At 71.1% G+C, this 24,377-nt stretch carries 22 protein-coding genes; 11 read left to right on the forward strand and 11 right to left on the reverse strand.

Annotated elements, in window-relative coordinates; translation table 11 throughout:
• Positions 1–32 precede the first annotated feature (32 nt).
• A complete protein-coding gene (locus JOF41_RS07485; RefSeq protein ID WP_189225920.1) occupies positions 33–353 on the reverse strand; it encodes a DUF3140 domain-containing protein in 321 nt (106 codons plus the stop codon).
• Positions 354–602: 249 nt separating this feature from the next.
• Between JOF41_RS07485 and JOF41_RS07490 the strand changes: the two genes are divergently transcribed.
• The gene (locus tag JOF41_RS07490; RefSeq protein WP_189225921.1) at positions 603–1,250 is read left to right on the forward strand and encodes a hypothetical protein; all 648 of its coding nucleotides are present in this window, start codon (positions 603–605) and stop codon (positions 1,248–1,250) included.
• 18 nt (positions 1,251–1,268) lie between these two features.
• Positions 1,269–2,285, forward strand: coding sequence for a LapA family protein (locus JOF41_RS07495; RefSeq protein ID WP_209617293.1), 1,017 nt, complete (start codon positions 1,269–1,271; stop codon positions 2,283–2,285).
• A 10-nt stretch (positions 2,286–2,295) separates the two neighbouring features.
• On the opposite strand, the gene JOF41_RS07500 is transcribed toward JOF41_RS07495, so the two are convergent.
• Both JOF41_RS07500 and JOF41_RS07505 read right to left on the reverse strand, forming a co-directional pair.
• The gene (locus tag JOF41_RS07500; protein ID WP_189226547.1) at positions 2,296–2,583 is read right to left on the reverse strand and encodes a WhiB family transcriptional regulator; all 288 of its coding nucleotides are present in this window, start codon (positions 2,581–2,583) and stop codon (positions 2,296–2,298) included.
• Positions 2,584–2,639: 56 nt separating this feature from the next.
• Positions 2,640–3,506 (reverse strand): MerR family transcriptional regulator, encoded by an 867-nt coding sequence (locus tag JOF41_RS07505; protein ID WP_209617295.1) that lies wholly within the window; start codon positions 3,504–3,506, stop codon positions 2,640–2,642.
• A gap of 96 nt (positions 3,507–3,602) precedes the next feature.
• Between JOF41_RS07505 and JOF41_RS07510 the strand changes: the two genes are divergently transcribed.
• From JOF41_RS07510 to JOF41_RS07520, 3 genes are read left to right on the forward strand one after another with little or no spacing between them, the layout of a single operon-like run.
• Positions 3,603–4,628 carry a chemotaxis protein CheB gene (locus tag JOF41_RS07510; RefSeq protein WP_189226549.1) on the forward strand — a complete coding sequence of 342 codons (1,026 nt, stop codon included), beginning with the start codon at positions 3,603–3,605 and terminating at the stop codon, positions 4,626–4,628.
• Positions 4,625–5,353, forward strand: a complete 729-nt coding sequence (locus JOF41_RS07515) for a hypothetical protein (protein ID WP_189226550.1) — start codon at positions 4,625–4,627, stop codon at positions 5,351–5,353. The genes JOF41_RS07510 and JOF41_RS07515 overlap by 4 nt, the downstream gene beginning before the upstream one ends.
• A 42-nt stretch (positions 5,354–5,395) precedes the next feature.
• The gene (locus JOF41_RS07520) at positions 5,396–7,243 is read left to right on the forward strand and encodes a CheR family methyltransferase (protein WP_189226551.1); all 1,848 of its coding nucleotides are present in this window, start codon (positions 5,396–5,398) and stop codon (positions 7,241–7,243) included.
• A gap of 90 nt (positions 7,244–7,333) precedes the next feature.
• On the opposite strand, the gene JOF41_RS07525 is transcribed toward JOF41_RS07520, so the two are convergent.
• The 3 genes from JOF41_RS07525 to JOF41_RS07535 all read right to left on the reverse strand — a co-directional run bounded on the left by JOF41_RS07525 (position 7,334) and on the right by JOF41_RS07535 (position 9,578).
• Positions 7,334–7,891: a hemerythrin domain-containing protein gene (locus tag JOF41_RS07525; RefSeq protein WP_189226552.1), complete on the reverse strand. Its 558-nt coding sequence runs from the start codon at positions 7,889–7,891 to the stop codon at positions 7,334–7,336.
• A 78-nt stretch (positions 7,892–7,969) separates the two neighbouring features.
• Complete coding sequence (locus JOF41_RS07530; protein ID WP_189226553.1) at positions 7,970–8,968, reverse strand: C40 family peptidase; 999 nt, start codon at positions 8,966–8,968, stop codon at positions 7,970–7,972.
• 115 nt (positions 8,969–9,083) lie between these two features.
• Positions 9,084–9,578, reverse strand: coding sequence for an FBP domain-containing protein (locus JOF41_RS07535; protein ID WP_209617297.1), 495 nt, complete (start codon positions 9,576–9,578; stop codon positions 9,084–9,086).
• 72 nt (positions 9,579–9,650) lie between these two features.
• Here JOF41_RS07535 and JOF41_RS07540 point away from each other — a divergent pair, with 72 nt between their 5' ends.
• A complete protein-coding gene (locus tag JOF41_RS07540) occupies positions 9,651–10,214 on the forward strand; it encodes a TetR/AcrR family transcriptional regulator (RefSeq protein WP_209617300.1) in 564 nt (187 codons plus the stop codon).
• 328 nt (positions 10,215–10,542) lie between these two features.
• Here JOF41_RS07540 and JOF41_RS07545 read toward each other — a convergent pair whose 3' ends face one another.
• Positions 10,543–11,439, reverse strand: coding sequence for a PfkB family carbohydrate kinase (locus JOF41_RS07545; protein WP_229796188.1), 897 nt, complete (start codon positions 11,437–11,439; stop codon positions 10,543–10,545).
• A gap of 127 nt (positions 11,440–11,566) precedes the next feature.
• Between JOF41_RS07545 and JOF41_RS07550 the strand changes: the two genes are divergently transcribed.
• Positions 11,567–12,853: a lytic polysaccharide monooxygenase gene (locus JOF41_RS07550; RefSeq protein WP_209617303.1), complete on the forward strand. Its 1,287-nt coding sequence runs from the start codon at positions 11,567–11,569 to the stop codon at positions 12,851–12,853.
• Positions 12,838–13,521, forward strand: coding sequence for a hypothetical protein (locus JOF41_RS07555; RefSeq protein ID WP_209617306.1), 684 nt, complete (start codon positions 12,838–12,840; stop codon positions 13,519–13,521). Before JOF41_RS07550 ends, JOF41_RS07555 begins: the two co-directional genes overlap by 16 nt.
• Here the strand turns inward: JOF41_RS07555 and JOF41_RS07560 are convergent.
• The 4 genes from JOF41_RS07560 to JOF41_RS07575 form a co-directional block, all read right to left on the reverse strand.
• Entirely contained in the window at positions 13,518–14,573 is a 1,056-nt protein-coding gene (locus tag JOF41_RS07560; RefSeq protein WP_189226557.1) for a LacI family DNA-binding transcriptional regulator, read from the reverse strand. The two genes, JOF41_RS07555 and JOF41_RS07560, sit on opposite strands and share 4 nt — an antisense overlap.
• 273 nt (positions 14,574–14,846) lie before the next feature.
• Positions 14,847–15,665: a carbohydrate ABC transporter permease gene (locus JOF41_RS07565; RefSeq protein WP_209617309.1), complete on the reverse strand. Its 819-nt coding sequence runs from the start codon at positions 15,663–15,665 to the stop codon at positions 14,847–14,849.
• Complete coding sequence (locus JOF41_RS07570; protein ID WP_189226559.1) at positions 15,662–16,516, reverse strand: carbohydrate ABC transporter permease; 855 nt, start codon at positions 16,514–16,516, stop codon at positions 15,662–15,664. The genes JOF41_RS07565 and JOF41_RS07570 overlap by 4 nt, the downstream gene beginning before the upstream one ends.
• Positions 16,516–17,775, reverse strand: coding sequence for an extracellular solute-binding protein (locus JOF41_RS07575; RefSeq protein ID WP_209617311.1), 1,260 nt, complete (start codon positions 17,773–17,775; stop codon positions 16,516–16,518). The genes JOF41_RS07570 and JOF41_RS07575 overlap by 1 nt, the downstream gene beginning before the upstream one ends.
• A 227-nt stretch (positions 17,776–18,002) precedes the next feature.
• On the opposite strand from JOF41_RS07575, the gene JOF41_RS07580 reads away from it, so the two are divergent.
• From JOF41_RS07580 to JOF41_RS07590, 3 genes are read left to right on the forward strand one after another with little or no spacing between them, the layout of a single operon-like run.
• Positions 18,003–18,995, forward strand: coding sequence for a LacI family DNA-binding transcriptional regulator (locus JOF41_RS07580; protein ID WP_209617314.1), 993 nt, complete (start codon positions 18,003–18,005; stop codon positions 18,993–18,995).
• On the forward strand, positions 18,986–21,316 hold the full coding sequence (locus JOF41_RS07585) for a beta-xylosidase/alpha-l-arabinosidase (protein WP_209617317.1): 2,331 nt from the start codon (positions 18,986–18,988) through the stop codon (positions 21,314–21,316). The genes JOF41_RS07580 and JOF41_RS07585 overlap by 10 nt, the downstream gene beginning before the upstream one ends.
• On the forward strand, positions 21,313–24,351 hold the full coding sequence (locus JOF41_RS07590) for a glycosyl hydrolase 115 family protein (protein WP_307867288.1): 3,039 nt from the start codon (positions 21,313–21,315) through the stop codon (positions 24,349–24,351). Before JOF41_RS07585 ends, JOF41_RS07590 begins: the two co-directional genes overlap by 4 nt.
• Positions 24,352–24,377 lie beyond the last annotated feature (26 nt).

The raw sequence follows: 24,377 nt of genomic DNA on the forward strand, positions 1-24,377 counted from the left end.
GGGTGGTGGCGCTCGCGAACCCGCCACGGGCGTCAGGCGGGCTTGAGGGGGTCGTGCCCGATCGACATGAGCCGGTGCCGCCACGGTGCCTGCCCGGCGGTCGGCTCCAGGTCCTCGCGCCGCTCGGCGCGCACCCGGTCGACGACCTTCCGCATCACCAGGACGTCCTGCTCGGTCAGGTCGGTGCGCCGCTTGCGCAGCACCCGCAGCACCTCCTGGCCGGTCGGCGTGCCCGCCTGGTCGGGCAGTTGCTCGGCGTCCTCATCGGCCGACCGGGTGCGCAGCCACTCCTCCAGTTCGAGCGAGGTCATGTTCACGACTCGGTGGAACTCGTCCCACAAGGTGTCCGTCATGTGGCCACGGGTACCCGCGGCCCCGCCGACATCACCCCTTCCGCGAGTCGAACCCGCAGGGCTCGCCGGGTGGGCAGCCGGATCGCGCGAACCCGCCATCAGGGTGACAACAGCGTTTTCGCGACATCGCCGTGACCAGCGCGTTTAAGGGATGGTTTATATAAGCAGAACTTGGCATCCCGAAATTGTCGGTGGTCAGTGGCACTATCTCGAACGGGTGTTCGGTACGTGTTCGGAAGGAGCCAAGCGATGCGCGTGCGACTAGATCCGCGGCAGTGGCCCGGCCGTGTCATCCCCGAAACCGACCACGAGATCGACACGGCCGTGGAGGCGTTCTGCCTCCGGGCGGGCTGGGCCGACGCCCACCGCGGTGCGCTGCGTGAGGTGGCGGCGCCGTGGTTCGCCGAGGGGTGGAGCGTCGACGCCCTGCTCATGGCCGTGGACCGCAGGCCCGACGGAGCCAGGCAGGGGGCTCCCAGGCATCGCGACCAGGTTGCGCACGACTTCCTCCGCGCGCGGCTGCGGTCGTGGTGGGAGGGGGGCGCGCGGCGGGCGCGCCCCCCTGTGGAGGGCATGACTTTAGGGCGGTGGTGGCGGATCAACCGCCGCAACGCCCGGCTCAACCAGCCCCGCCCCGCCGTCCCGCTGGGCGAGGAGGGCAACCGGGCCCGCGAGGCGTCCAAGGAGCGGGTGCGGGCGCGGCTGCGCGACCCGGTGCAGCGCTCACGCGAACGGGGCAGGCGCTACCAGGAGGTGCTCGACAGCCTGCTCGTGCCGGGGCTGCGGGTGCCGACCTTCGACGATTCCCGCAGGCTGCTGGCGGAGATCCCGATCAACGAGCACCCGGTGTGCAGCCGGTGCGGGTGCCGGGTGGAGGCGGTGCGCAGGGCGGCATGATTCACCTGCTCCGGTGAAATGTATCTTTCCACCCTGCGGGCCCAGCCCGGAGCGGTGGAAGCGGGGTCGTCGGCCCCGGTGGCAACGGCCGGTGCCGGGCTGCTGACCGACGTGCTCGCCGCCGGTAAGCGGAGCCAACGAGTAGGGGTGTTCTGGTTGTTCGCCCAAGTGTTCGTCTTGTGCGCCGCCGCGTTCGGCGTCGGTGCGTTGCTGACCTGGCTCCGCCTGCGGAGCACCATCCGCGGGCTGCGCGCCGAGTTGGAGCGCCGGAGCGCTCCGGCCGGTTCGGAGGTCGAGCCTGCCACGAAGATCGACCCCGCGCCCGTCGAGGATGCGGAACCCCGAACCGATGTCCCCGTCGCGGCGCCGGCGATCGCCGCGGTGGCGGAACCCGCGCCCGCGCCTGCGGTGGACCCTGAACCCGTGGTTGGCGGGGATGCCAAGACCACTGTTGCCGAGCCTGCTCCCGAGCCTGTGGCAGCGTCCGCTGTTGCCGAGCCCGCTGTTGCCGAGCCCGCTGCCGTCGAGCCTGCTGTTGCCGAGCCTGTGGTGGCGGAATCCGCTCCCGAGCCCGCCGTAGAGCCTGTTGTCGAGGTTCCCGCACCGGTCGAGCCTGCTGCCGTCGAGCCTGCTGTTGCCGAGCCTGTGGTGGCGGAATCCGCTCCCGAGCCCGCCGCAGAGCCTGTTGTCGAGGTTCCCGCACCGGTCGAGCCCGCTGCCGTCGAGCCTGCTGCTGCCGAACCGGTCGCCGTCGAGCCTGCACCGGAGTCCACTGCCGTTGGTACCGAGCCCGCTGCTGCCGAGCCGGTCGCCGTCGCGACCGAGCCCGTCGCGGAGGCCGCACCCGTGGCAGCCCCGGCTCCCGACGCCGAACCGGTCCTGATCAAGGGCAGCTCCAAGTCAATGATCTTCCACACGCCGGACTCGCCCTACTTCCGCCGCATGAAGGGCGATGTCACCTTCAACTCGGTCGCCGAGGCAGAGCGGGCCGGGTACACCCAATGGCGTCCCAAGGCGGGCGCCCGCCAGGACTGATCACGGGGCGTCAGCCGCGCCGGTGCTGTCGTGCGATCAACCGGCGCAGCTCGCTCTCGCCCAGCCCGCCCCAGATCCCGTAGGTCTCCTCCACCTCCAGCGCGTGCTCTCGGCACCGCGCCAGCACCGGGCAGTGAGCGCACACCTGCTTGGCCCGTTCCTCGCGCTGGCGTCGTGCCGGGCCGCGTTCGTTCGGCGTGTGGAAGAACAGCGCGCTGTCCATCCCCCGGCACAGGCCGCGCAGCTGCCAGTCCCAGGACTCGGCAGTGGGCTGGGGCAGTCGGGACAGTTCGGGCATGCGACCACGTCCTCGGTCCGGAGGGAACCCGCTGGCTCGCCCAGCCTAAATTCGATTCAGAATCGGTTCAACTCGAGCACGGTGGTGACCGCTTCGGAGAGCGACCGCATCACCCGGATGCCCGGCGGAGGCGCCCCCCAACCAGGTCCTCCGACCACCACGCTGTGACCGCGTTCCGCCAACCGTTCCGCCGGGGCCGCCTCCGCGTACCGGGGGGCGTGCGCCCACAGCACGACGACAGCGGGGGAGAGCAGCGCCGCAGCGCCCAGCAGCGCCTCCGGTGGCACCCTGGCGCCCAGGTTGCGGGCGGCGCAGCCGCGTTCGGCCAGCGCGGCGGCCAGCGCATCCAGGGGCAGCGAGTGCTGCTCCTCCGGTGCGCACGCCAGCAGCGCGGGCAACCTGCCGTTCTCCGGTGGGGCGGGCACGGCGTGCAGGGCGCGCAGGATGCTCGCGGTCGCCAGGTGCTCCACCTCCACCCCGTCCTCCCGCGCCGCGGTGCGCTCGCCCAGCGACACCAGGTAGGGCGCCAGCGCGGTCTCCCAGGCGCGCACCACGCCGTGCCGCCGCACGAGCTGCCCGGCCAGCTCGACCATCAGCGGCAGGTCCAGCCGTTCCGCGGCGCGGGCGAAACCGCGCCGTTCCGCGGCGCTCGCGCCTTCTGCCCGCTCGGGTTCGTCCGGTGGCGCGGTGGGCGCGTCGCCCAGCGCCATGGCTGCCGCGGCGGCGGGCGCCACGCCCTGCCCGGTCAGCGCGAGCATCCGGCGCAGCCGGGCCACGTCCTCGGGCGAGTACCGCCGGTGCTTGCCCTCCTGCCTGCTGCTCGGCCCCAAGCCGTAGCGCCGGTCCCAGGTCCGCAGCGTGGTGGGGGAGATGGCGAGCATCCTGGCCACCGCGCCGGGACTCCACAGCTCGCCGCTGCCCACGGAATCACCACCGGCCCTGTTCGCATCGGTTCTGAAACGAAAATGTTAACGAGTACGTCCCGTCATCGCGGGGTAACCACCGGGCGAGGTGATCGGATGCCGCTCGTGCCGAGAGACCTGATCGTCGTCGGCGCGTCGGCCGGCGGGGTCGAAGCGCTGCGCGGGTTCGTCGCCAACCTGCCTCCGGACCTGCCCGCGGCGGTCGCGGTGGTGCTGCACCTGCCCGCCGGGGGCACCAGCGCGCTGCCCGCCATCCTGGACCGCAGCGGTCCGCTGCCCGCCGTCAGCGCACGTCACGGAATGCCCGTGGTCAGGGGGCGGGTGCACGTGGCCCCGCCGGACCACCACCTGCTCGTGGTCGACGGGGAGTTCCGCCTCTCGCACGGCCCCACCGAGAACGGCCACCGGCCCGCGGTCGACGCCCTGTTCCGCTCCGCCGCCGTCGCGCGCGGCGCGGGCGCCATCGGCGTGATCCTGTCGGGCACCCTCGACGACGGCACGGCGGGTGTGGTCGCCATCGTCTCGCGCGGCGGCCTGGCGGTCGTCCAGGACCCGGAGGAGGCGCTGTACCGGGGGATGCCCGAGAGCGTGCTGCGCCACGTCCCGGACGCGCAGGTGCAGCCGGTGGGCAAGATGGGGTTCCTGCTGCGGGAGCACGCCCTCCAGGAAGTGGAGACCGGCGGTGACGCCGGGATGCCCGAGCTGCTGCGGTTGGAGGCCAGGCTGGCGGGCGGCGGTGGGGGTGCGACCCCCGGTGAGGTGGACGAGATGGGCACGCCCTCGGACTTCAGCTGCCCGGACTGCCATGGCACCCTGATCGAGTTGGACGCCGAGCACAAGCGCTTCCGCTGCCAGGTCGGCCACGCCTGGACCGCGGAAGCGCTGCTGGACGCGCAGGCGGTGTCGCTGGAGAAGGCGCTGTGGACGGCTCTGCGAACCCTGGAGGAGAAGGTGAAGCTCGCCAAGCGCATGGGCAGGGAAGCCGAGGCCAGGGGTAACCGGTGGTTGGCCGACCGCTACGGGCACACCGAGCGGGAGGCGCAGGACGCCGCCGACGTGTTGCGCGACCACCTGCTCAGCGGGTTGTTCAACAGGCAGTCGAACGCGGAGCGAAGCGGATGAGCCTGACCCTCGACCTGGCCGAGGTCGACAACGTGGTGGTGGTCCGCCCGGAGGGCAGACTCGACCTGACCACCTACCGCACCCTGCGCGACGGGCTGCTCAAGTGCGCGGTCACCGGCCCCTCCGCGGTGGTCGTGCGGCTCGGCGAGGACTTCGAGTTCGCCACCCCCGCGGTGATGTCGGTGTTCTCCACGGTGTGGATGCGCGTCTCGGAGTGGCCGGGTGTGCGGATCATGCTGGTCGGGGAGTCCGATACGCACCGCCACGCCCTGGCCAGCGGCGGCGCGGGCCGGTTCGTCCCGCACTTCGCCTCGCTGGAGGAGGCGCTGGCCGTGGTGGAGGACCCGCCCCACCGCAGGCGCGACGAGGTGGAGCTGCCCGAGTCGCCCGCGAGCGCGCTGATGGCGCGGCAGTTCGTCCGGGCGACCTGCGAGCGCTGGGAGGTCCACGAACTGGCCGACGACGCGGTGCTGGTGGCCACCGAGCTGGTCGACAACGCCCTGCGGCACGCGCGTTCCGCGCCCAACCTGCGGATGGAGCTGCGCGGCTACCGGCTCGTCATCGCGGTGCGGGACGGCTCGAACAGCCCGCCCACGGCGCGCGTCGCCGCAGGCCCCGAGGCGGGCGTGCGCGGCATCCAGCTGGTCGAGGCGGTCAGCCGGTTCTGGGGCTACTCGCCGTGGCCGGGGGGCGGCAAGGTGGTCTGGGCGGTCCTGGACGGTTAGGCGGTCGAGCGGCCGTCGGGAATCCGGGTAGCGTTGCGGGCCGTGAGCGAACGCCTGGCACCGGACGACGACTTCGAGGAAGTCCTCCGCTACCTCAAAGAGAGCCGGGGCTTCGACTTCACCGGCTACAAGCGCACCAGCCTCATGCGGCGGGTGCGCCACCGGATGACGCAGGTCGGCATCGACAACTACCCCGACTACATCGACCAGTTGCAGGTCAACGCCGACGAGTTCAACTCGCTGTTCAACACCATCCTGATCAACGTCACCGGGTTCTTCCGGGACGCCGAGGCGTGGGACTTCCTGCGCGAGGACGTGGTGACGACCCTGCTGGCCGAGCGCGGCCCGGACGACCCGATCCGGGTGTGGAGCGCGGGCTGCGCGTCCGGGGAGGAGGCGTACAGCCTGGCCATGGTGCTGGCCGAGGCGGTGGGACCGGAGCGGTTCCGGCAGCGGGTGAAGATCTACGCCACCGACGTCGACGACGAGGCGCTCACCCACGCCCGGCACGCGCTCTACGGCGAGCGCGAGCTGCAGAACGTGCCCGCGGAGCTGGTGGCCAAGTACTTCGAGCCCCAGAACGGGCGCTACGCCTTCCGCAAGGACCTGCGCCGGTCGGTCATCTTCGGCCGCAACGACCTGGTGCAGGACGCGCCGATCTCGCGGATCGACCTGCTGGTGTGCCGCAACACGCTGATGTACTTCAACCAGGAGACGCAGGCCAAGGTGCTGGGCCGGTTCCACTTCGCCCTCATGCCCAGGGGCGTGCTGTTCCTGGGCAAGGCGGAGATGCTGCTCAGCCACAGCCGCATCTTCGACCCGGTGGACCTCAAGCACCGCCTGTTCCGCAAGGCCCTCAGCGGTGTGGGGGGAACCGCCCACTTCGTGACCCAGAGCTACGTGCAGGACCGGCGGATCGACTTGGGCGGGCTGGACCAGCTGCGGGAGTACGCGTTCTCCGCCAGCCCGGTGGCCCAGGTGGTGGTCAGCGCGGAGGACGTGGTAGCGCTGGTCAACCAGCAGGCCCAGGCGATGTTCGGGCTGAGCGCCAAGGACATCGGCAGGCCCCTGCGCGACCTGGACCTGTCCTACCGGCCGGTGGAGCTGCGCGGCTACGTCGAGCAGGCTCGCCTGGAACGGCGCGCGCTGCGCGTCAAGGAGGTCGAGTGGTCGCGCGCCGCAGGGGAGTCGCTGTGGTTCGAGGTGCACATCAACCCGCTGGTCACCGGTGACAACACGCTCATCGGCGTGTCGGTGGTCTTCCACGACGTGACCTCGGCCCGCCGGTTGCTGGAGGACCTGGAGTACGCCAACCGCCAGCTCGAATCGGCCTACGAGGAGCTGCAGTCCACCAACGAGGAGCTGGAGACCACGAACGAGGAACTCCAGTCCACAGTGGAGGAATTGGAGACGACCAACGAGGAGCTCCAGTCCACCAACGAAGAGCTGGAGACGATGAACGAGGAGCTGCAGTCCACCAACGACGAGCTCCAGACGATCAACGACACGCTGCGCGAGCGCACCCTGGAACTGGACCAGGTCAACGACTTCCTGGAGTCGATCCTCACCTCGCTGCGCCCCGGCGTGGTGGTGCTGGACCTGCAGATGCGCGTGCTGGCGTGGAACCGGGGCGCCGAGGAGCTGTGGGGGGTGCGCCGCGACGAAGCCGAGGGCGAGCACCTGCTCAACCTCGACATCGGCCTGCCGGTCGCCGATCTGCGCCCGGTGGTGCGCAACGCGCTGACCGACGCGGCGTACCTGACCGAGATGAAGATGGCCGCGGTCAACCGCAAGGGGCGCGAGGTCACCGTGCGCGTGGTGTGCAGCTCGCTGCGCTCCAACACCGACACGCCCAACGGCGCGATCCTGGTGATGGAGCAGAGTTCCTGAAGTCCTGCGGGATTCCGGCGAGCACCCCTGGTCGCGGACGCCGAGGCCGTGCCCGACCCGAGCGTGATCGCGACCAGGGGTGGCGACAGCTCAGGAAGAGGCCGCGGACTTCAGCTCCTCGGTCAACTCCTGCTTGCTCTTGCCCGCGACCCCGGTCAGGCCCGCGTTGCGCGCCTGCGCGAGCAGCTCCTCCTTGGTGGCCTCGCCGGGCATCTCGCCCAGGTGCCGGGCGCGGCTGGCGGCGAACGCCTCGCCCAGCTCCAGCCTGCGCCGCGCGGACAGCTTCTCCCGCATCCCCGGCAGCACCGAGGACTCCTCCTCCTCGACGTGGTGGGTGACCGACTCGACCACCTCGTCGAGCAGGCTCTCGAACTCCGGCGACGACGGGTCGGCGGCCGCCAGCCGGGCCAGCAGCTGCTCGGCCTCGACGTGCTCCTCCTGGCTGTGGGCGACCTCGTCGATCTCGCCCGCCTCGTCCCGCGCCACCGGGTAGACCTCGGCCTCCTCGGCGCGGCTGTGCGCGGTCAGCACGGCCGCCAGCACGGGCACCAGCAGCGGTCGCTTCTCGGGGTGGTTCTTCAGCTCAGCGAACAGCCGCTCCACCTCGCGGTGGTCCTGCATGATCAGGTCAACGACGTCGACCGCCACGGCCGCCTCCTCCTCGGGGATCTTGCCTACCGGCGCGGTGTACCCCCCGACGAGGTGGTTCTAAGCCTCGTTCCCCGATCAGCCCTCGACCCGGCGGATGACGCTGACCGGGCCGATCGAGTCGATGTCGGCGATCTTGACCGGCACGCCCTCGGTGGAGGCGTGCACCGCCCGGATGCCGTCGATCGCCATCGCCACGTGCGACTGGCTGGAGTAGTAGATGACCAGGTCGCCCGCCTTGACCTCGTTGCGCCCCACGGCGCGGCCGATGGTGGCCTGACCGTAGGTGGTGCGCGGGATCGACACGCCCGCGAAGCGGTAGGCGGCCTGCATGAGGCTGGAGCAGTCCCACGAGTCGGGGCCGTTGGAGCCGTAGACGTAGGGCTTCCCGCGCTGCTGGAGGGCGAACTGCAGCGCCTTGCCCGCGGTGCCCGCGGGGACCTGGATGGCGCTGGTGTCGCCCAGGTCGCTCAGCGCCGCCCGGTCGGCCGCACTGAGCGACCGGTACTGCTCGCGGGCCTCGCCCACCTGCTTGTCCAGCTCGCTCTTGCGCCCCGCGATCTCGTCGACCAGCTTGGTCGCCGCGGCGGTGGCCTCGGTGGCCCGGCGCTGCGCGTCGTCGGCCTTGTCGACGGCCTGGCCGAGCCCGTCCAGCGCCGCGGCGTTGTCGGCGGCCAGCACGCCCAGCGCGCTCATCCGGTCGAGGAAGTCCTGCTGGGAGTCGCTGACCAGCAGCGCGGACAGCTGGCTGAACCGGGCGCCCTCGAAGGACGCCTCGGTCAGCAGGTCCACCTCGCCGCGCAGCGCGTCCTGCGCCTGCCTGGCCTGCTGCAGGTCGCGGTTGGCCTGGTCCAGCTCGCCCTGCTTGGCCTTGAGGTCCTCCTGCGCCCGCAGGTGCTCCTCGTTGAGCTTCTCCGCCTCGGTGGAGAGCTCGTTGTACTTCTTCAGCGCGTCCGACGCGTTGGGCGGCACGGGATCGGCCGCGGCGTGGGGCAGTGGTCCGGCGACCAGCGCGGCGGCGGCCGTGGTGGCCGCCAGTGCCGCGCGGACGCTGCGCCTTGCGGGGTGCGACGCCACGTTCGCGCAATCCTCCTCGTGCCGGGTGTAGCCCGAATGGGTTACGTCCTCGGGTCTCGGACAGGTTACGGAACGCAGCCGGGTTCGTCCATACGGGGTTCACGCGCCCCGTCGGTCATCCGGCCACCCTGGCCAGGAACCCGGCGAGGTTGGCGGTGGTGCGCTCGACCTTCTCCTCCAGCGACAGCGACTCGTGGAGCCTGCTGCCGGGGCCTGCGTCCTTCTTCCCGCGCAAGTAGAGCGAACAGGCCAGGTCGGAGCACATGTAGGCGCCCACCGAGTTGCCCGCCTGCCCGCCGCGCCCGGCCTTGCGCGCGGTCATCAGCGAGACACCTCCGCCGGTGTGCGTGGTCAGGCACAACGAGCACATGTTGCGCCGCGCCTGCCCGGCCGCCGGCGTCGCCCGGCGCAGCGCGACCGCCACGAACCCGTCGCCGGACTCGGTGATCAGGTAGGCGCGCTCCGTCGAGGAGGGGTCCTGCCAGCCCAGGAAGTCCAAGTCCTCCCACGGCCGCCCGGCCAGGTCCTTGGGCACGGCCAGCCGCTTCGCCTCGCCCTTGGTGCAATTGATGAAGGAGGCGCGGATGTCACGCTCGGTCACTGGTTTCACGGGTACGACGGTAGGTTTCCTAGAGGCATTAGGCAAATGACTATTATCTCTAGGCAGAGTGAAGGGGGACACATGGCACGGGTGGGGATGACCGCCGAGCGGCTGACCACGGCCGCGGCGGAGCTGGCCGACGAGGTCGGCTTCGAGAACGTGACCGTCTCAGCGCTCGCGCGCCGGTTCGGCGTCAAGGACGCGAGCCTGTACTCGCACATCAGGAACGCGCAGGAGTTGCGGGTCCGGGTGGCGCTGCTGGCACTGGCCGAACTCGCCGACCGGGCCGCCGACGCGGTGGCGGGCCGGTCGGGCAAGCAGGCGCTGGTGGCCTTCGCCAACGCCTACCGGGACTACGCGAAGCGGCACCCCGGCCGGTACGCCGCGGGTCAACTCCGGCTCGACGCGGAGACGGCGGCGGCCAGCGCGGGACGCAGGCACACCGAGATGACGCGGGCGATCCTGCGCGGCTACGAGGTGCCCGAGTCCGAGCAGGTGCACGCCGTGCGGCTGCTGCACAGCGCTTTCCACGGCTACGTGAGCCTGGAGCGCTCCGGCGGGTTCGACCACTCCGGCGAGATCGAGTCCTCCTGGGACAGACTCCTCGACGTCCTCGACACCACCCTCCGCCACTGGCCCACCTGACCCCCGCGAGTCGAACGCTCAGGACCCCTGAGTTCAACGCTCAGAACAACCACGCCCGCCCCCGGTGTCACCCGACCATGGGCGTGTCGCCCCCCACGCGAGTAGCGCGTCCAGACACCACGAACCGAGCGTTCGGACACCCCGCCCCCCGCCCTCACCCACCTCGGGCAGTACTTACCGACCCTCCCAGCCCCCTCGGGTAGTACTTGCCCACGCACCGGCGCGCGCGCAGCGGGGCCCCCGCGAGCGCCGCTTTGCTGGATAACCCAACCCCAACGCTCAACTCACCGTGCCCGAACGCTCAACTCACACGACCTGGGCGTTGAACTCACACGGCTTGGGCGTTCGACTCCCGAGGGGAGGGGGCCAGATCTGGGCGGCCACCGGGGTGGTCCACGGTCTTGCCGGACGCGGTCACCGCGCGCCGCGCCGCTTCGGGCACGTCCGCGCCGCCGACGAGCGCGACGGTCAGCGCGGCCACGAACGCGTCGCCGCCGCCGCTGGTGTCGACCACTTCGACGTCGTCCAGCGGCAGGAACAGCTCGCCCTCCCGCCAGACGAACGCGTTGCCCTCTCCGCCGACCTCCAGCGCCACCACGGACGGTCCGCGTTCCAGCAGTTCGCGCCCCGCGCGCAGCGCCGCGTCCACGCCGTCCACCGGGTGCCCGGTGAGCAGTTCGGCTTCCTGGTGGTCGGCCCGCAGCACGTCGGCGGCGGCCAGCAGTTCGTCCACGCGGTCCGAGGGCACGCCGTCCAGCACGACCAGTCCCCGCGCGGCGCGGGCGGCCACCAGCGCGGCTTCACCGGGCTGCTGGAGCTGCACCACCACGGCGTCGGCCGAGGCGAGCGCGTCGGCCGCGGCGGAGACGTCCGCGGGCGCCAGCAGCACCGACTCGGGCAGGTCCTCGAAGTACCGGTACCGCCCGTCGCACACCACGTCCACCACCAGCCCGGTGGTGGTGTCGGGCCTGCGCACCAGGGCGGAGGTGTCGATGCCGTCCGCGGTCAGCTGCTCGACCAGCCGGTCGGCCACCTCGTCGTCGCCGAGCACGCCCACCAGCACCGGCGACGCGCCCAGTTGCGCCGCCGACACGGCGATGTTGGCGCCCTTGCCGCCGAGCATCTCGCGTCGCTGCCGCACCGGCGCCGAGCCGCCCGCGTCGGGCACGTGCGGCACGACCAGCACCAGGTCCCGCGCGACCTGTCCGACCACCGCGATCCGCATGACTGGATCGATACCCGGCGTGCCCTGGCCGAAACACGCTGTTGACGTCGTGGCGCACGGGTGCGATCGTGTGGAACTGGGAGCGCTCCCAGATTTCCCAGATCACCGTGGATCTGAAGGAGACACGTTGCGACTCAAGCGCTTAGGGGCGTTGGCCGCGGCCGTACTCGGCGTCGTCGGCGTGACCACCGTGTTCGGCCATGGCGGGGTCGCGATGGCCCACGGGTCCATGACCTACCCGGCCAGCCGGACCTACGCCTGCTACGAGGACGGCCGGGCGGGCGGGGGTGGCGACCTCAACCCCACCAACCCGGCGTGCGTCGCCGCGGTCGCGATCGGCGGCAAGCAGCCGCTGTGGGACTGGTACGGCAACCTGATCAGCCAGGCGGCGGGCAAGCACCGCGAGATCATCGCCGACGGCGACCTGTGCGGGCCCAGCACCAAGTACGACGCCTACAACCTGGCCCGCGACGACTGGCCGACCACCACGCTGCGGGCGGGCGCGCCGATCACCTTCCGCTACAACGCCTGGGCCCCGCACCCCGGCACCTGGGACCAGTACGTCACCAAGGACGGCTTCGACGTCACCAAGCCGCTGAAGTGGTCGGACCTGGAGCCCGCGCCGTTCAACAGCGTGCTCAACCCGCCGCTGGGCAGCGGCGAGTACTCCTGGAACGCCACCCTGCCCAACAAGACCGGCAGGCACATCATCTACTCGATCTGGCAGCGCACCGACAGCCCCGAGGCGTTCTACAGCTGCTCGGACGTGATCTTCACCGGCGGCAGCGGCGGTGACGGCCAGGCACCCACCGCGCCGGGCGCGCCCACCGGGACCGCGTCGGCCGACTCCGTGGCGCTGAGCTGGTCGCCGTCCGCCGACAACGTCGGCGTCACCGGCTACCAGGTGTTCCGCGAGGCGGGCGCGACCGACGTGCAGGTGGCTTCGGGTTCGACGACCTCCGCGACGATCACCGGGTTGACCCCGAGCACCACCTACCAGTTCTACGTGGTGGCGCGGGACGCGGCGGGCAACACCTCACCGCCGTCGGCAGCGGTGTCGGTGACCACTGCGGGTGGCGGGGGCACGGCGGGCGAGTGCGCGGTCTCCTACGCCACGCCCAGCGTGTGGTCCGGCGGCTTCACCGCGAACGTGTTGGTCAAGAACACCGGCTCCAGCGCCGTCAAGGCGTGGCAGTTGAGCTGGGAGCTGCCCTCCGGAGAGGGGATCGCGGGCAGCGCGTGGTCGGCCGACGTCGCCGTGGTGGGCGGCAGGGCCACCGCGAAGGGCATGGCCTGGAACGCCGACATCGCGCCGGGGTCCTCGGTCAGCTTCGGCTTCAACGGCACGACGGGCGGGAACCCGGCCAAGCCCGCCTCGTTCACCCTGAACGGAGCGTTGTGCGCGTCGGCGTGATGCTGGGGGGTTGCGCGGCCGCGGCCGCGCTCCTGGTGGGGTCGGCCGCCTGTTCGGCGGGCGGCTCCGCCACCTCCGGCCCCACCCTCGGCGCGACCGCGCTGGGACCGCCGCTGACCACGACGACGCAGATCGCGGAGTGGTTGCGGGAGAAGACGGGTGAGTGCGCGCAGGCCGAGCAGCGCACCATGGAGCAGTTCGCCGAGTTCCTCGGCCCGCTGCGCACCAAGCTCTACGCGCCCTACGTGGCCGAGTGGGCGACCTGCAAGGTCGGGCCCTACGAGCGGTTGGGGCTGGTGGTGTTCCACCGCGACCGGCTGGCCGAGTTCCAGAAGTCCTGGCAGGCCGCGCGGGCGAGCGGGGAGGTCGGCGACGACCCCGACTTCGGGTTCGGCAACGGCTTCGCCCTCAGCGGCACGCTGGGGCTGGAGTCACTGGGGCTGCACCACCTGCGGTGCAGCCCGGCAGCGGACAGCGCTTCAACGGCGAACAGCGCTCCGGCAGCCGACGGCGCTCCGACAACGGACGGCGGTTCGACGGCGAACAGCGGGTCAGCGACGGGCGGCACGTCGACAGCGGAGAGCGGGACGGAGGACGGAGGAGGACACACACTTCCAGCTGAAGCACCGGGCTGCGTCTACATCCAGCCGCCGGGGCATCACCACTAGACGGCTCGTCCGCGCGGCGGTGCGGTGCTCTGCCGCACGACCAACGAGGTGGCGAGCTCGATTCGGCGGTGTTCGGGCTCCTCGCCCCGTGCCAGCGTGATGGCGAGACGGGTGCCCGCCGCTGCCATGTCCTGCAAGGGCTGGCGGATCGTGGTCAGCGGCGGGCCCACCCACTGGGCGACGGGCAGGTCGTCGAAGCCGATGATGCTCAGGTCCTCGGGCACCCGCAGCCCGGCGGCGCGCGCGGCTTCGTAGACGCCCAGCGCCTGCAGGTCGCTGCCCGCGAACACCGCGGTGGGCCGGTTCGGGCCGTCCAGCAGCGGTGCGAACTGGCGGTGCCCGGAGGCGACGTGGAAGTCGCCGTAGCGGATCAGGTCCGGGTCGACCTGAAGCCCCGCGGTCTCCAGCGCGGCGCGGTAGCCGTCGACCCGCGCCCGGCTGCACAGCACGCGCTCAGGCCCGCCGATCATGGCGATCCTGGTGTGCCCCAGCTCGATCAGGTGCCGGGTGGCGGTCAGCCCGCCGTTCCAGTTGGTCGCGCCGATCGACGGGGTGTCCAGGTCGGGCTCGCCGATCGGGTCGACCACCACGACCGGGATGTCGCGGGCGCGCAGCTTGGCCAGTTGCTGGCCGGTGAGGTCGGAGAAGACCGAGATGACCGCCAGCGGTTTGCGCGCGATGACGCCCTCAAGCCAGCCGTGGCCGGGGGTCAGCCGCCCCTGGGACTCGGAGAGCACCAGCGCCAGGCCGTTGTCGGCGGCCACCTGCTCGGCGCCCCGGATGATCTCCAGCGCCCACGCGCTCTCCAGCTCGTGGAACATCAGCTCCACCAGGTTGGAGCGCCGTGACCGCTCGTCGGCCCGCCGCTGGTAGCCGTGCCTGCGGATGATGGCCTCGACGCGCTCGCGGGTGTGCGGGGCGACGTCCGCCCGACCGTTCATCACCTTCGAAACTGTCGGTACCGAAACCCCGGCCTCGGCCGCGATATCCGCGATGGTGATCTTGCCCGGTGCGGTGCCATCCGGGGAGGACGGGTCGGCTTTGGTCGGCATGGGCGCAGTCTACGGCAGCGAGGTGCACTTCTGACCCCCAGCCGCGATGCTCTCCTGTGGTTCTCTGGCATGAATCGGCACTGCGCGAAGTCGAAAACAATCGTTAATGACCATGAAACTATCGGCAACATTCGCGTGGCGTGTCAACGAGGAGAGCGCTCACACGATCGGGTGACCCGGTTCGGTCTGGACCAATCGGGTTCCGACTACCCCGGAAACGCCGGAGCGGGTCCGCGGGGGAGCACCCCGAGGACCCGCTCCGGACGGGCAGGACTACTTGCCGAAGCCCGCGGTCAGACCGCTGAGCAGGAACCGGCGGCCGATCAGGTAGACCACGAAGATCGGCAGCACGGACAGCGTCACCGCGGCCATCAGCGCCGGGATGTTGGTGCCGAACTGGCCCTGGAAGTTCCACAGGCCCAGGGTGAGCACGCGGCTGGACTGCGACTGCGTGAGCACCAGCGGGAACAGGAAGCCGTTCCACGCGTTCAGCGCCGTGTAGACCACCACGGTCATGATCGCCGGCCTGGCCAGCGGCAGGACCAGGCTCACCAGCACGCGGAACGAACCCGCTCCGTCGATCGCCTGCGCCTCGTACAGCTCGCGCGGCACGTCGCGCAGGCTGTTGGTGAGCACCAGCGTGGCCACCGGAAGCGCGAACGCCGCCGTGGGCAGGATGATCGCGGTGAGGGTGTCGTACAGGTGCATCCGGGTGATCAGCAGGTACACCGGGATGATGGCGGCCTGCGCGGGGATGGCCAGGCCTGCCAGCAGCAGGGTGAACCCCCGCTGCACGAACCGGCCCGTGCCGCGCACCACCGCGTACGCGCACGGCACGCCGACCAGCACCACGATGGCCACCGTCGCCACGGTGACGATGACGTTGTTGAGCAGGTACTGCGCGAACCCGCCGGTCAGCACCGTCGTGTAGTTGTCCAGCGTGGGGTTCTCCGGCACCGCGAGGGTACCGCCGGTCAGGTAGTCCGCCCGGCTGCGCAGGCTCGCCGTCAGCACGTACACCAGCGGCCCGAGGACGATGACCAGCCACGCCACGGCGAACAGCCCGGCGGGCCAGTTGGGGCGCGACTTCACGAACCCTCCTGCTGGCTGCTCATCGCCCGGAAACCCGTGGCGCGCGTGACGATCACCGACAACGCCGTGCCCAGCACCACCAGCAGCACGGCGATCGCGCTGGCGTAGCCCATCTCGAACCCGCTGAAGCCGGTGATGTACATGTGCAGCGGGATGATCCGGCTCGCGGTGCCAGGGCCACCCTGGGTCAGGATCAGCACCGTGTCGAACGTGGTCAGCGAGCCGACCAGCATCAGGATCGACGAGGTCACGATGGTGTAGCGCAGCTGCGGCAGCGTGATGTTGAAGAACCGGCCGAACCTGCCCGCCCCGTCGATGATCGCCGCCTCGTAGAGCGAAGCCGGGATGCCCCGAGCTGCGCCCTGGTACAGCAGCGTGTGGAACGGGATGTACTGCCAGGAGATCACGAACACCACGGTGTAGATGGCGATGTCCGGGTCGCCGAGGAACTGCGGACCCCCGGCGAAGATGCCGAAGTTGGAGTCCAGCAGCGCCTGCCAGAGCAGGGCGATCGCGGCGGTGGACAGCAGCAGCGGCAGGAAGAAGATGGAGCTGAGCACCGCGCGGGAGCGCTGCTTGCCCGCCGCCCAGACCCCGATCAGCAGTGCGATCGGGGTCTGGACGGCCCAGGACACGACCATGAGCAGCAAGGTCCGCCCCATGGACGCGTGGGCTTCTCCATCGGAGATGAGCCTGGACCAGTTCGCCACCCCGTTGAACGTCGGCGTGCCCAGGCCCTGCCACGAGGTGAAGCTCAGGTACACCACCAGCACCATGGGCAGTGCCGCGAACAGCCCGAAGAAGGCGAACGCGGGCACGGCGTACCAGCTGGACGGTCGTTGGGACTGCATCAGCGCGCGGCCACCGCGTTGACGAACTGCTCCGGCGAGACCTTCTTCAGGAACAGCTCCTGCAGCTGGGTCAGCATGAAGGTCGCGTCGTCGGCGGGCAGGTCCTGGTCCCAGGACAGCTGGAAGTGCTTGGCCTCCTTGACGGTGTTGTAGATCCACGTCGTGTAGTCGGCGTTGGGCGCCTTGGCCAGCTTGTCCTCCACGCCGACCACCGCGGGCACGTCACCGGCGTCGACCAGCGCCTGCACGTAGGAGTCCTCGTGCAGCGTGGTGGAGACGAACTTCTTGGCGGCGTCGAGCTGCTTGGAGTCCGAGGTCACCGAGTAGTAGTTGCTGGCGTTGCCGACCACGTTGCTCGGGTCGCCCTTGCCGCCCGCGATGGACGGGAACGAGGTCCAGCCCAGGTCGCCGTTCTTGACGAAGTCGGGGCTCTGGTCCTGCTGGTTGACGAACTCCCAGGAGCCCATCAGGTGCATCGCGGCCTTGCCCTGCGCCAGGATCGTCGAGGCGCCGCCCACGTCGTAGCCCACGGAGGCGAAGTTGTCGCCGAAGCCGCCGCGGTCGATGAGCTCCCGCAGCTTGGTCAGCGACTCCAGCACCGCCGGGTGCTTCCAACCCGCCGCGCCGTTGTCGCGGATGGCCTTGAACACCTCGGGGCCGCCGATGCGGTCGAGCAGGTACTCCGCCCACATCAGCTCGGTCCACGCCTGCGAGCCCGCCAGCGAGATCGGCTGGACGCCCTTGTTCTTGAAGGTGTCGACCAGCGACAGCAGGTCGTCCCACGTCTTCGGGGGCTGCACGCCCGCGTCGGCGAAGACCTTCTTGTTGAAGAACAGCAGGACGGGCTGCATGCCGCGCATGGGGATGCCGTACTGCTTGCCGTCGATCTTCGCGCCGTCCATCACGCTGGGGATGAACGCGTTCTTCAGCTCGGGGTTCTGGTCGAGCACGGGGGTCAGATCGGCGATCTTGCCCGCGTCGACGTACTCCTTGAGGTTGCCGCCGCCCCAGTTGAAGAACACGTCGGGCGCGTTCGGGGAACCGATGGCGACCCGGAGCTTCTGCTTGTACGGGTCGTTGCCGAAGGTCTCCAGGGAGCCGTTGTCACCGGCGGCCTTGAAGGAGTCAAGCGACTTCTGCTCGATCGGGTTGAGCACGGGGTCCTGCAGCGCCCAGACCTTCACCCCGCCGCCGGCCGGACCGGCAGGACCGGCCGATCCACATGCGGAGAGCACTGCTGCTGCCGTGACGAGCCCCATCGCGATGAGGGGACGCGTCCAAGATCGGCGGGACATGCGACCGCCACCCTTCTGCCACGCTGCGGAATTCCGTGGCGTCGAAAAGTTTCGAAACATCCACGACTTGCGCAGACCTTAGGGGGGTTAACACCAGGTGTCAAGCGTCACTTGGGCGTGTTGAGACAACCCATTTCAGCAGCTCAAAGCATCACTCTTGTGTTTCGATCTAGTTTCGATACTATCGGCGCATGCGTCGAGCCACGTTGGCCACCATCGCCGCGGCTGCGGGAGTGTCGCTGCCGACGGTCTCCAAAGTGCTGAACGGCAAGGACGACGTCGGCGCCGAGACCAGAGCCAGGGTCCGGCAGCTGCTCGCCGAGTACGACTACGTCCCGGTCGGCTCCCGCCGCGGTTCCAGTCACCTGCTGGTGGACCTGGTCTTCACCGCGCTGGACAGCCCGTGGGCGGTGGAGATCATCCGCGGTGTGGTCGACTCCGGCCTGCACGTCGTGGTCTCCTCGATGGCCAGGCCGCGCCAGCACGCCTCGTGGGCGACTTCGCTGGTGGAGGCGCGGCGCGCGGGCGTGCTGCTGGTGACCTCGCAGCTGACCGCGGCCGACCGCCGGGTGCTGGCCGACTCCCGCATCCCGGTCGTGGTGATCGACCCGGTCGACCTGCCGCACCCCGACGTGCCCAGCGTCGGCGCGACGAACTGGGCGGGCGGCCTGTCCGCCACCGAGCACCTGATCCAGCTGGGGCACCGTAGGATCGCCGTGATCGGCGGCCCCCTGGGGATGCTGTGCAGCCGCGCGCGCGTGGACGGCTACCGCGCGGCTTTAGACCGCGCGGGCATCCCGTTCGACCCGGAACTGGTGCGCCACGGCGACTTCCGGCACGAGGGCGGGTTCCGGCGCGCGGTGGAGCTGCTGAGCCTGCCCGACCGGCCGACCGCCGTGTTCGCGGGCAACGACGAGCAGGCGCTCGGCGTCATCGAGGCGGCCAGGGTCGCGGGCCTGGCCGTGCCGCAGGACCTGAGCGTGGTCGGTTTCGACGACCTGCCGGTGGCGGTGTGGTCCTCACCCGCGTTGACCACCGTCCGGCAGCCGCTCACCGAGATGGGCAGGCACGCGGGCCGGATGCTGGCCGACCTGATCGCGGGTCGCGCCGTGGAGACCGAGCGCGTGGAACTGGCCACCGAGCTCGTCGTCAGATCATCAACCAAGGAGCCACCGTGCACGTGAACACCTGGGCCGATCCCAGCAGGCCGACCGGCGAGCGGGTCGCCGCCCTGCTGGCCGAGCTGACGCTGGAGGAGAAGCTGGCCCAACTGGTGGGCGTGTGGGTGGGCATCACCGAGGACGAGGAGGCGGTCGCGCCCGCCCAGCACGAGTTCGCCGAGCCGCTGCCGCCGTGGGACGAGCTGACCAAGCCCGGCCTCGGGCAGCTGACCCGCGTGTTCGGCACGCAGCCGGTGGACCCGCTGACCGGCGCGAAGGTGCTGGCCGACACGCAGCGCAGGCTGGTGGCCAACAACCGGTTCGGCATCCCGGCGATGGCCCACGAGGAGTGCCTGGCGGGCTTCACCGCCTGGCAGGCGACGGTGTTCCCGGTTCCCCTGGCGTGGGGCGCCTCCTTCGACCCCGAGTCGGTCGAGCGGATGGCCGCCGAGGTGGGTCGCGCGATGCGGACCGTCGGTGTGCACCAGGGCCTGGCCCCCGTGCTCGACGTGACGCGCGACCCGCGCTGGGGCCGCACCGAGGAGACCATCGGCGAGGACCCGTACCTCGTCGGCCTCCTCGGTGCGGCCTACACCCGCGGCCTGGAGTCGTCCGGGATCGTGGCCACCCTCAAGCACTTCGCCGGCTACTCGGCCTCGCGCGGCGGGCGCAACCACGGCCCGGTGTCGATGGGGCCCAGGGAGTTCGCCGACGTGGTCCTGCCGCCGTTCGAGATGGCGCTGCGCGAGGGCGGCGCCCGGTCGGTCATGCACTCCTACGCCGAGGTGGACGGCGTGCCGCCCGCGTCGGACCCGAAGCTGCTGACCGAGCTGCTGCGCGAGCAGTGGGGCTTCCAGGGCGTCGTGGTCGCCGACTACTTCGGCGTGTCCTTCCTGGAGACCACCCACGGCATCGCGGGCTCACCGGGCGAGGCCGCCGCGCTGGCGCTGGCCGCGGGCGTGGACGTGGAGCTGCCCAGCGTGCGCTGCTACGGCGAGCCGCTGGCCGAGCTGGTGCGCTCCGGCGTGGTGGACGAGGCGCTGGTGGACCGCGCGGTGACCCGCGTGCTGCGGCAGAAGTGCGAGCTGGGCCTGCTCGACCCGGACTGGAGCCCCGACTCGCCCGCCGTGGTCGCGGGCGAACCGGTGGACCTGGACCCGCCGCACCTGCGCGAGCTGGCCCGCACCATGGCCGAGCGGTCGGTGGTGCTGCTGGACAACCGGGGCTCGGCGCTGCCGCTGGCGGGCAGCGGCAAGCTCGCCGTGGTCGGGCCGTGCGCGGACGACCTGCTGTCGATGATGGGCTGCTACTCCTTCCCCAACCACGTCGGCGTGCGCCACCCCGAGGTGCCGCTCGGGGTGGCGATGAAGACCCTGCTGGAGGCCGTGCGCGAGGAGTTCCCCGACGCGGAGGTGCTCTCCGCCAAGGGTTGCGAGGTCAGCGGCGACGACCGCGCGGGCTTCGACGAGGCGGTGGCCGCCGCCAACGACGCGGACGTGGTGCTGGCCGTGCTGGGCGACCTGGCCGGGCTGTTCGGCCGAGGCACCTCCGGCGAGGGCTGCGACGCCGAGGACCTGGAGCTGCCCGGCGTGCAGGGCCAGCTGCTGGAGGCGCTGCTGGCCACCGGCAAGCCGGTGGTGCTGGTGCTGCTGACCGGCCGTCCGTACGCCCTGGGGTCCTACGTGGACCGCACGGCCGCGGTGGTGCAGGCGTTCTTCCCCGGTGAGGAGGGTGCGGGCGCGGTCGCGGGCGTGCTCAGCGGGCGGGTCAACCCCTCGGGCAAGCTGCCGGTGCAGGTGCCCGCCACCTCGGGCGGGCAGCCGGTGACCTACCTGCGCCCGGCGCTGGCGGGCAAGACCGACATCAGCTCGGTCGACCCCACGCCGTGCTTCCCGTTCGGTCACGGCCTGTCCTACACCTCCTTCGAGCTGACCGACTTCGCGGTGGCCGACGAGCTGCCGGTCGACGGCGAGGTCGAGGTCAGCTGCGCGGTGCGCAACTCGGGCGCGCAGCGCGGCGCCGAGGTCGTCCAGCTCTACCTGCACGACCCGGTCGCCAGCGTGACGCGGCCGGTGCGCCAGCTCGCGGGCTTCGCCAGGGTCGAGCTGGACCCCGGCGAGGAGGCGCTGGTGTCCTTCCGGCTGCACGCCGACCGCACCTCCTTCACCGGGCGCGACGGCAGGCGCGTGGTCGAGCCGGGCGAGCTGCGCGTCCTGGTCGGCTGCTCCAGCGAGGACATCCGCTGGGAGCGCTCGGTCCAGCTCACCGGCGAGCCCAGGTTCGTCGGGCACGACCGGGTCCTGGTGACCCCGGTGACCACCGCACCCCGTGGAGGCGATCGGTGAAGGCACTGCCCCTGTTAGTGCCGCTGGCCCTGCTGGCCGCGGTGACGCCCGTCGTCACCGCGGCCGCGGAGCCGGCGGGGCCCTCGCGCGTCGAGGGCTACGTGGTCGACCGCCCCGGACCGGGGCGGTTCCCCCTGGTGGCCAAGGGCAAGGCCGCCACCCTGGTGGTCAGCCCGCAGGACCACGCGGGCGTCGTGCGCGTCGTCGGCGACCTGCGCGACGACGTCGAGCGGGTCACCGGTGTCAAACCCGCACTGGCGCACGACGTGCCGCGCGGCGACGCGGTGCTGATCGGCACCATCGGCAAGAGCCCGCTGATCGACGACCTGGTCCGGCGCGGCAAGCTCGACGTCTCCGGCGTGGCGGGCAAGTGGGAGACCTCCCTGCAGCAGGTCGTCGCCGACCCGCTGCCGGGCGTGCGGCGGGCGCTGGTCATCGCGGGCAGCGACCAGCGAGGCACGATCTACGGCGCCTACGACGTCTCCCGCGAGATCGGCGTGTCGCCGTGGCACTTCTGGGACGACGTGGTGCCGCGCCACCGCGACGAGCTGCACGTGCTGCCCGGCAGGCACAGCCAGGGCACGCCCGCGGTGAAGTACCGCGGCTTCTTCATCAACGACGAGAACCCGCAGCTGGGCCGCTGGGCCCCGAAGTTCTTCGGCCCCGGCAAGGCCCCCGGCTACCCCGGCGGGTTCAACGCCCAGTTCTACGCCGAGGTCTTCGAGACCATGCTGCGGCTCAAGGCCAACTACCTGTGGCCCGCGGTGTGGGGCCGGGCCTTCGCCGAGGACGACCCGCTCAACCACCGCACCGCCAAGGAGTACGGCGTGGTGATGGGCACCTCGCACGAGGCGCCCATGATGCGCGGCATCGAGGAGTGGAACCGGCACGCGCAGCCCGACGTGGGCGATCCCTACGGCGGCAACGGCAACTGGAGCTTCCGCCGCAACGCCGACGCCATCAAGCAGTACTGGGCCGACGGCATCAAGCGCATGCGGGAAGAGGACTTCGAGGGCGTGGTCACCCTCGGGATGCGCGGCAACGGCGACGTGAGCCTGCCCGACGGCGACGGCATCGAGCTGATGCAGGAGATCCTGGCCTCGCAGCGGGAGATCCTGGCCCGTGAGAGCGGCAAGCAGCTGACCGACATCCCGCAGGTGCAGACCCTCTACAAGGAGGTCCAGCGCTACTGGGACAAGGGACTGCGCCCGCCCGACGACGTCACCGTGGTGTTCTGCGACGACAACTGGGGCAACATGCGCAAGTTCCCCGACCGGTCGCTGGAACCCCGCTCCGGCGGGTACGGCCTGTACTACCACTTCGACTACGTGGGCGTGGGCCGCAACTACAAGTGGGTCGACACCAACCTGCTGCCCAACGTCTGGGACCAGCTCAACCAGTCCTACAGCTACGGCATCGACCGGCTGTGGGTGGTCAACGTCGGCGACCTGAAGAACAACGAGCTGCCGCTGCAGTTCTTCCTGGACTACGCCTGGAACCCGCAGCGCTGGCCGCTGGAGAAGCTGGGGGAGTGGGAGAAGCGCTACGCCGCGCAGAACTTCGGGGCGGCGAGCGCGGCGGGCATCGCCGAGGTGCTGCGCGAGTACGCCAAGCTCCAGTCCGACCGCAAGCCGGAGCTGCTCAACCGCCGCATCAGCGGTGAGGGCACCACGGTGGTCTACGACGACCAGGCCACCCCGTTCAGCCTGACCGACTACCGGGAGATCGACCGCGTCACCGAGCAGTGGCAGCGGCTGGCCGAGAAGTCCGAGCGGATCAAGCGGACCATCCCGCGCGCGCTGCAGGACGCCTACTACCAGCTGGTGCACTACCAGGTGAAGGCGTCGGCGAACCTGTACGCCCTGCGCCGCGCCGAGTTCACCAACCTGCTGTACGTGGCGCAGGGCCGCGCTTCGGCCAACGACCTCGCCGACGAGACCGACGCCCGGTTCGCCGAGGACCAGGCGATGTCGGACTACTACAACAACACCCTGGCGGGCGGGAAGTGGAAGGACTTCCAGACCCAGCCCAAGATCGGCTACGGCGACGTGGCCCGCTACGGCCCGAACGCGCCGTGGCAGCAGCCGGAGCTGAACAACGAGGCGCTGCCCGACGAGGTGTTCCCGGCGGTCAAGCGGATCGAGCTGCCCGCCGTGGCCGAGCTGGGCGTGGCGGTCGACGGCTCCGACCAGTGGTGGCCCCATGCCGGGTCCACGCCGGTGCTGCCGACGTTCAGCCCGCACCAGTCCCAGCCGGGGCAGTACGTCGACGTGTTCAACCGGGGGTCGGTGCCCTTCCAGTACCGAGCCGAGTCCGGCGCGCCGTGGCTGAAGGTCTCCCGCCCCAAGGGGACCGTGGACAAGCAGGTCCGCCTCGACGTCGAGGTGGACTGGCGCCGGGCGCCCAGGGGCGAGACCACCGTCCCGATCACCATCACCGGCGCGGGCCGCGAGGTCGTGGTCAACGCGGTGGTGGACAACCGGCCCGTCAAGGCCAAGGGCTTCGTCGAGGCCAACGGGTACGTCTCGGTCGAGGCGTCGCACTACTCCCGCGCGGTCGGCGGCGACGGGGTGCGCTGGCAGGTCATCCCCGACCTGGGCCGGACCGGCGCGGGCGTGGAGCCGTTCCCGGTGACCGCGCCCAGCCGCGAGCCGAACGGGCCGCGCCTGGAGTACGAGATGACCCTGACCACCAGCGGCCCGGTGCGGGTGTGGGCGCACCTGTCGCCGCGCAACCCGGTGCTGTCCGGGCCGGGCCTGCGCTACGCGGTCTCGTTCGACGACCAGGCCCCGCAGGTCGTCGACATCATCGCCGCCACCGGGGCGGACGACACGTCCATGAACAACCAGTGGGCCCGCAACACCTCTGACAACGTCAACCGCACGGTGACCGAGCACGTGCTGACGAAGGCGGGCACGCACACGCTGAAGTTCTGGATGGTCGACCCGACCGTGGTGGTGCAGAAGCTGGTCGTGGACACAGGTGGCCTGAAGCAGAGCTACTTCGGGCCGCCGGAGAGCCGTCGAGTCCACTGACCGGGACGGTCGTGAGGGGGTCCTGG

The sequence above is a fragment of the Saccharothrix coeruleofusca genome (assembly GCF_017876325.1).
In the GTDB taxonomy this organism is placed as follows: Bacteria; Actinomycetota; Actinomycetes; order Mycobacteriales; family Pseudonocardiaceae; genus Actinosynnema; species Actinosynnema coeruleofuscum.

What these genes read in the sequence shown, in the direction of transcription:
- JOF41_RS07490 (WP_189225921.1), top strand. Translation starts at nt 603, where the DNA reads ATGCGCGTGCGACTAGATCCGCGGCAGTGGCCCGGCCGTGTCATCCCC.
- JOF41_RS07500 (WP_189226547.1), bottom strand. Translation starts at nt 2,583, where the DNA reads ATGCCCGAACTGTCCCGACTGCCCCAGCCCACTGCCGAGTCCTGGGAC.
- JOF41_RS07575 (WP_209617311.1), bottom strand. Translation starts at nt 17,775, where the DNA reads ATGGGGCTCGTCACGGCAGCAGCAGTGCTCTCCGCATGTGGATCGGCC.
- JOF41_RS07515 (WP_189226550.1), top strand. Translation starts at nt 4,625, where the DNA reads ATGAGCCTGACCCTCGACCTGGCCGAGGTCGACAACGTGGTGGTGGTC.
- JOF41_RS07510 (WP_189226549.1), top strand. Translation starts at nt 3,603, where the DNA reads ATGCCGCTCGTGCCGAGAGACCTGATCGTCGTCGGCGCGTCGGCCGGC.
- JOF41_RS07545 (WP_229796188.1), bottom strand. Translation starts at nt 11,439, where the DNA reads ATGCGGATCGCGGTGGTCGGACAGGTCGCGCGGGACCTGGTGCTGGTC.
- JOF41_RS07540 (WP_209617300.1), top strand. Translation starts at nt 9,651, where the DNA reads ATGGCACGGGTGGGGATGACCGCCGAGCGGCTGACCACGGCCGCGGCG.
- JOF41_RS07485 (WP_189225920.1), bottom strand. Translation starts at nt 353, where the DNA reads ATGACGGACACCTTGTGGGACGAGTTCCACCGAGTCGTGAACATGACC.
- JOF41_RS07560 (WP_189226557.1), bottom strand. Translation starts at nt 14,573, where the DNA reads ATGCCGACCAAAGCCGACCCGTCCTCCCCGGATGGCACCGCACCGGGC.
- JOF41_RS07570 (WP_189226559.1), bottom strand. Translation starts at nt 16,516, where the DNA reads ATGCAGTCCCAACGACCGTCCAGCTGGTACGCCGTGCCCGCGTTCGCC.
- JOF41_RS07495 (WP_209617293.1), top strand. Translation starts at nt 1,269, where the DNA reads ATGTATCTTTCCACCCTGCGGGCCCAGCCCGGAGCGGTGGAAGCGGGG.
- JOF41_RS07580 (WP_209617314.1), top strand. Translation starts at nt 18,003, where the DNA reads ATGCGTCGAGCCACGTTGGCCACCATCGCCGCGGCTGCGGGAGTGTCG.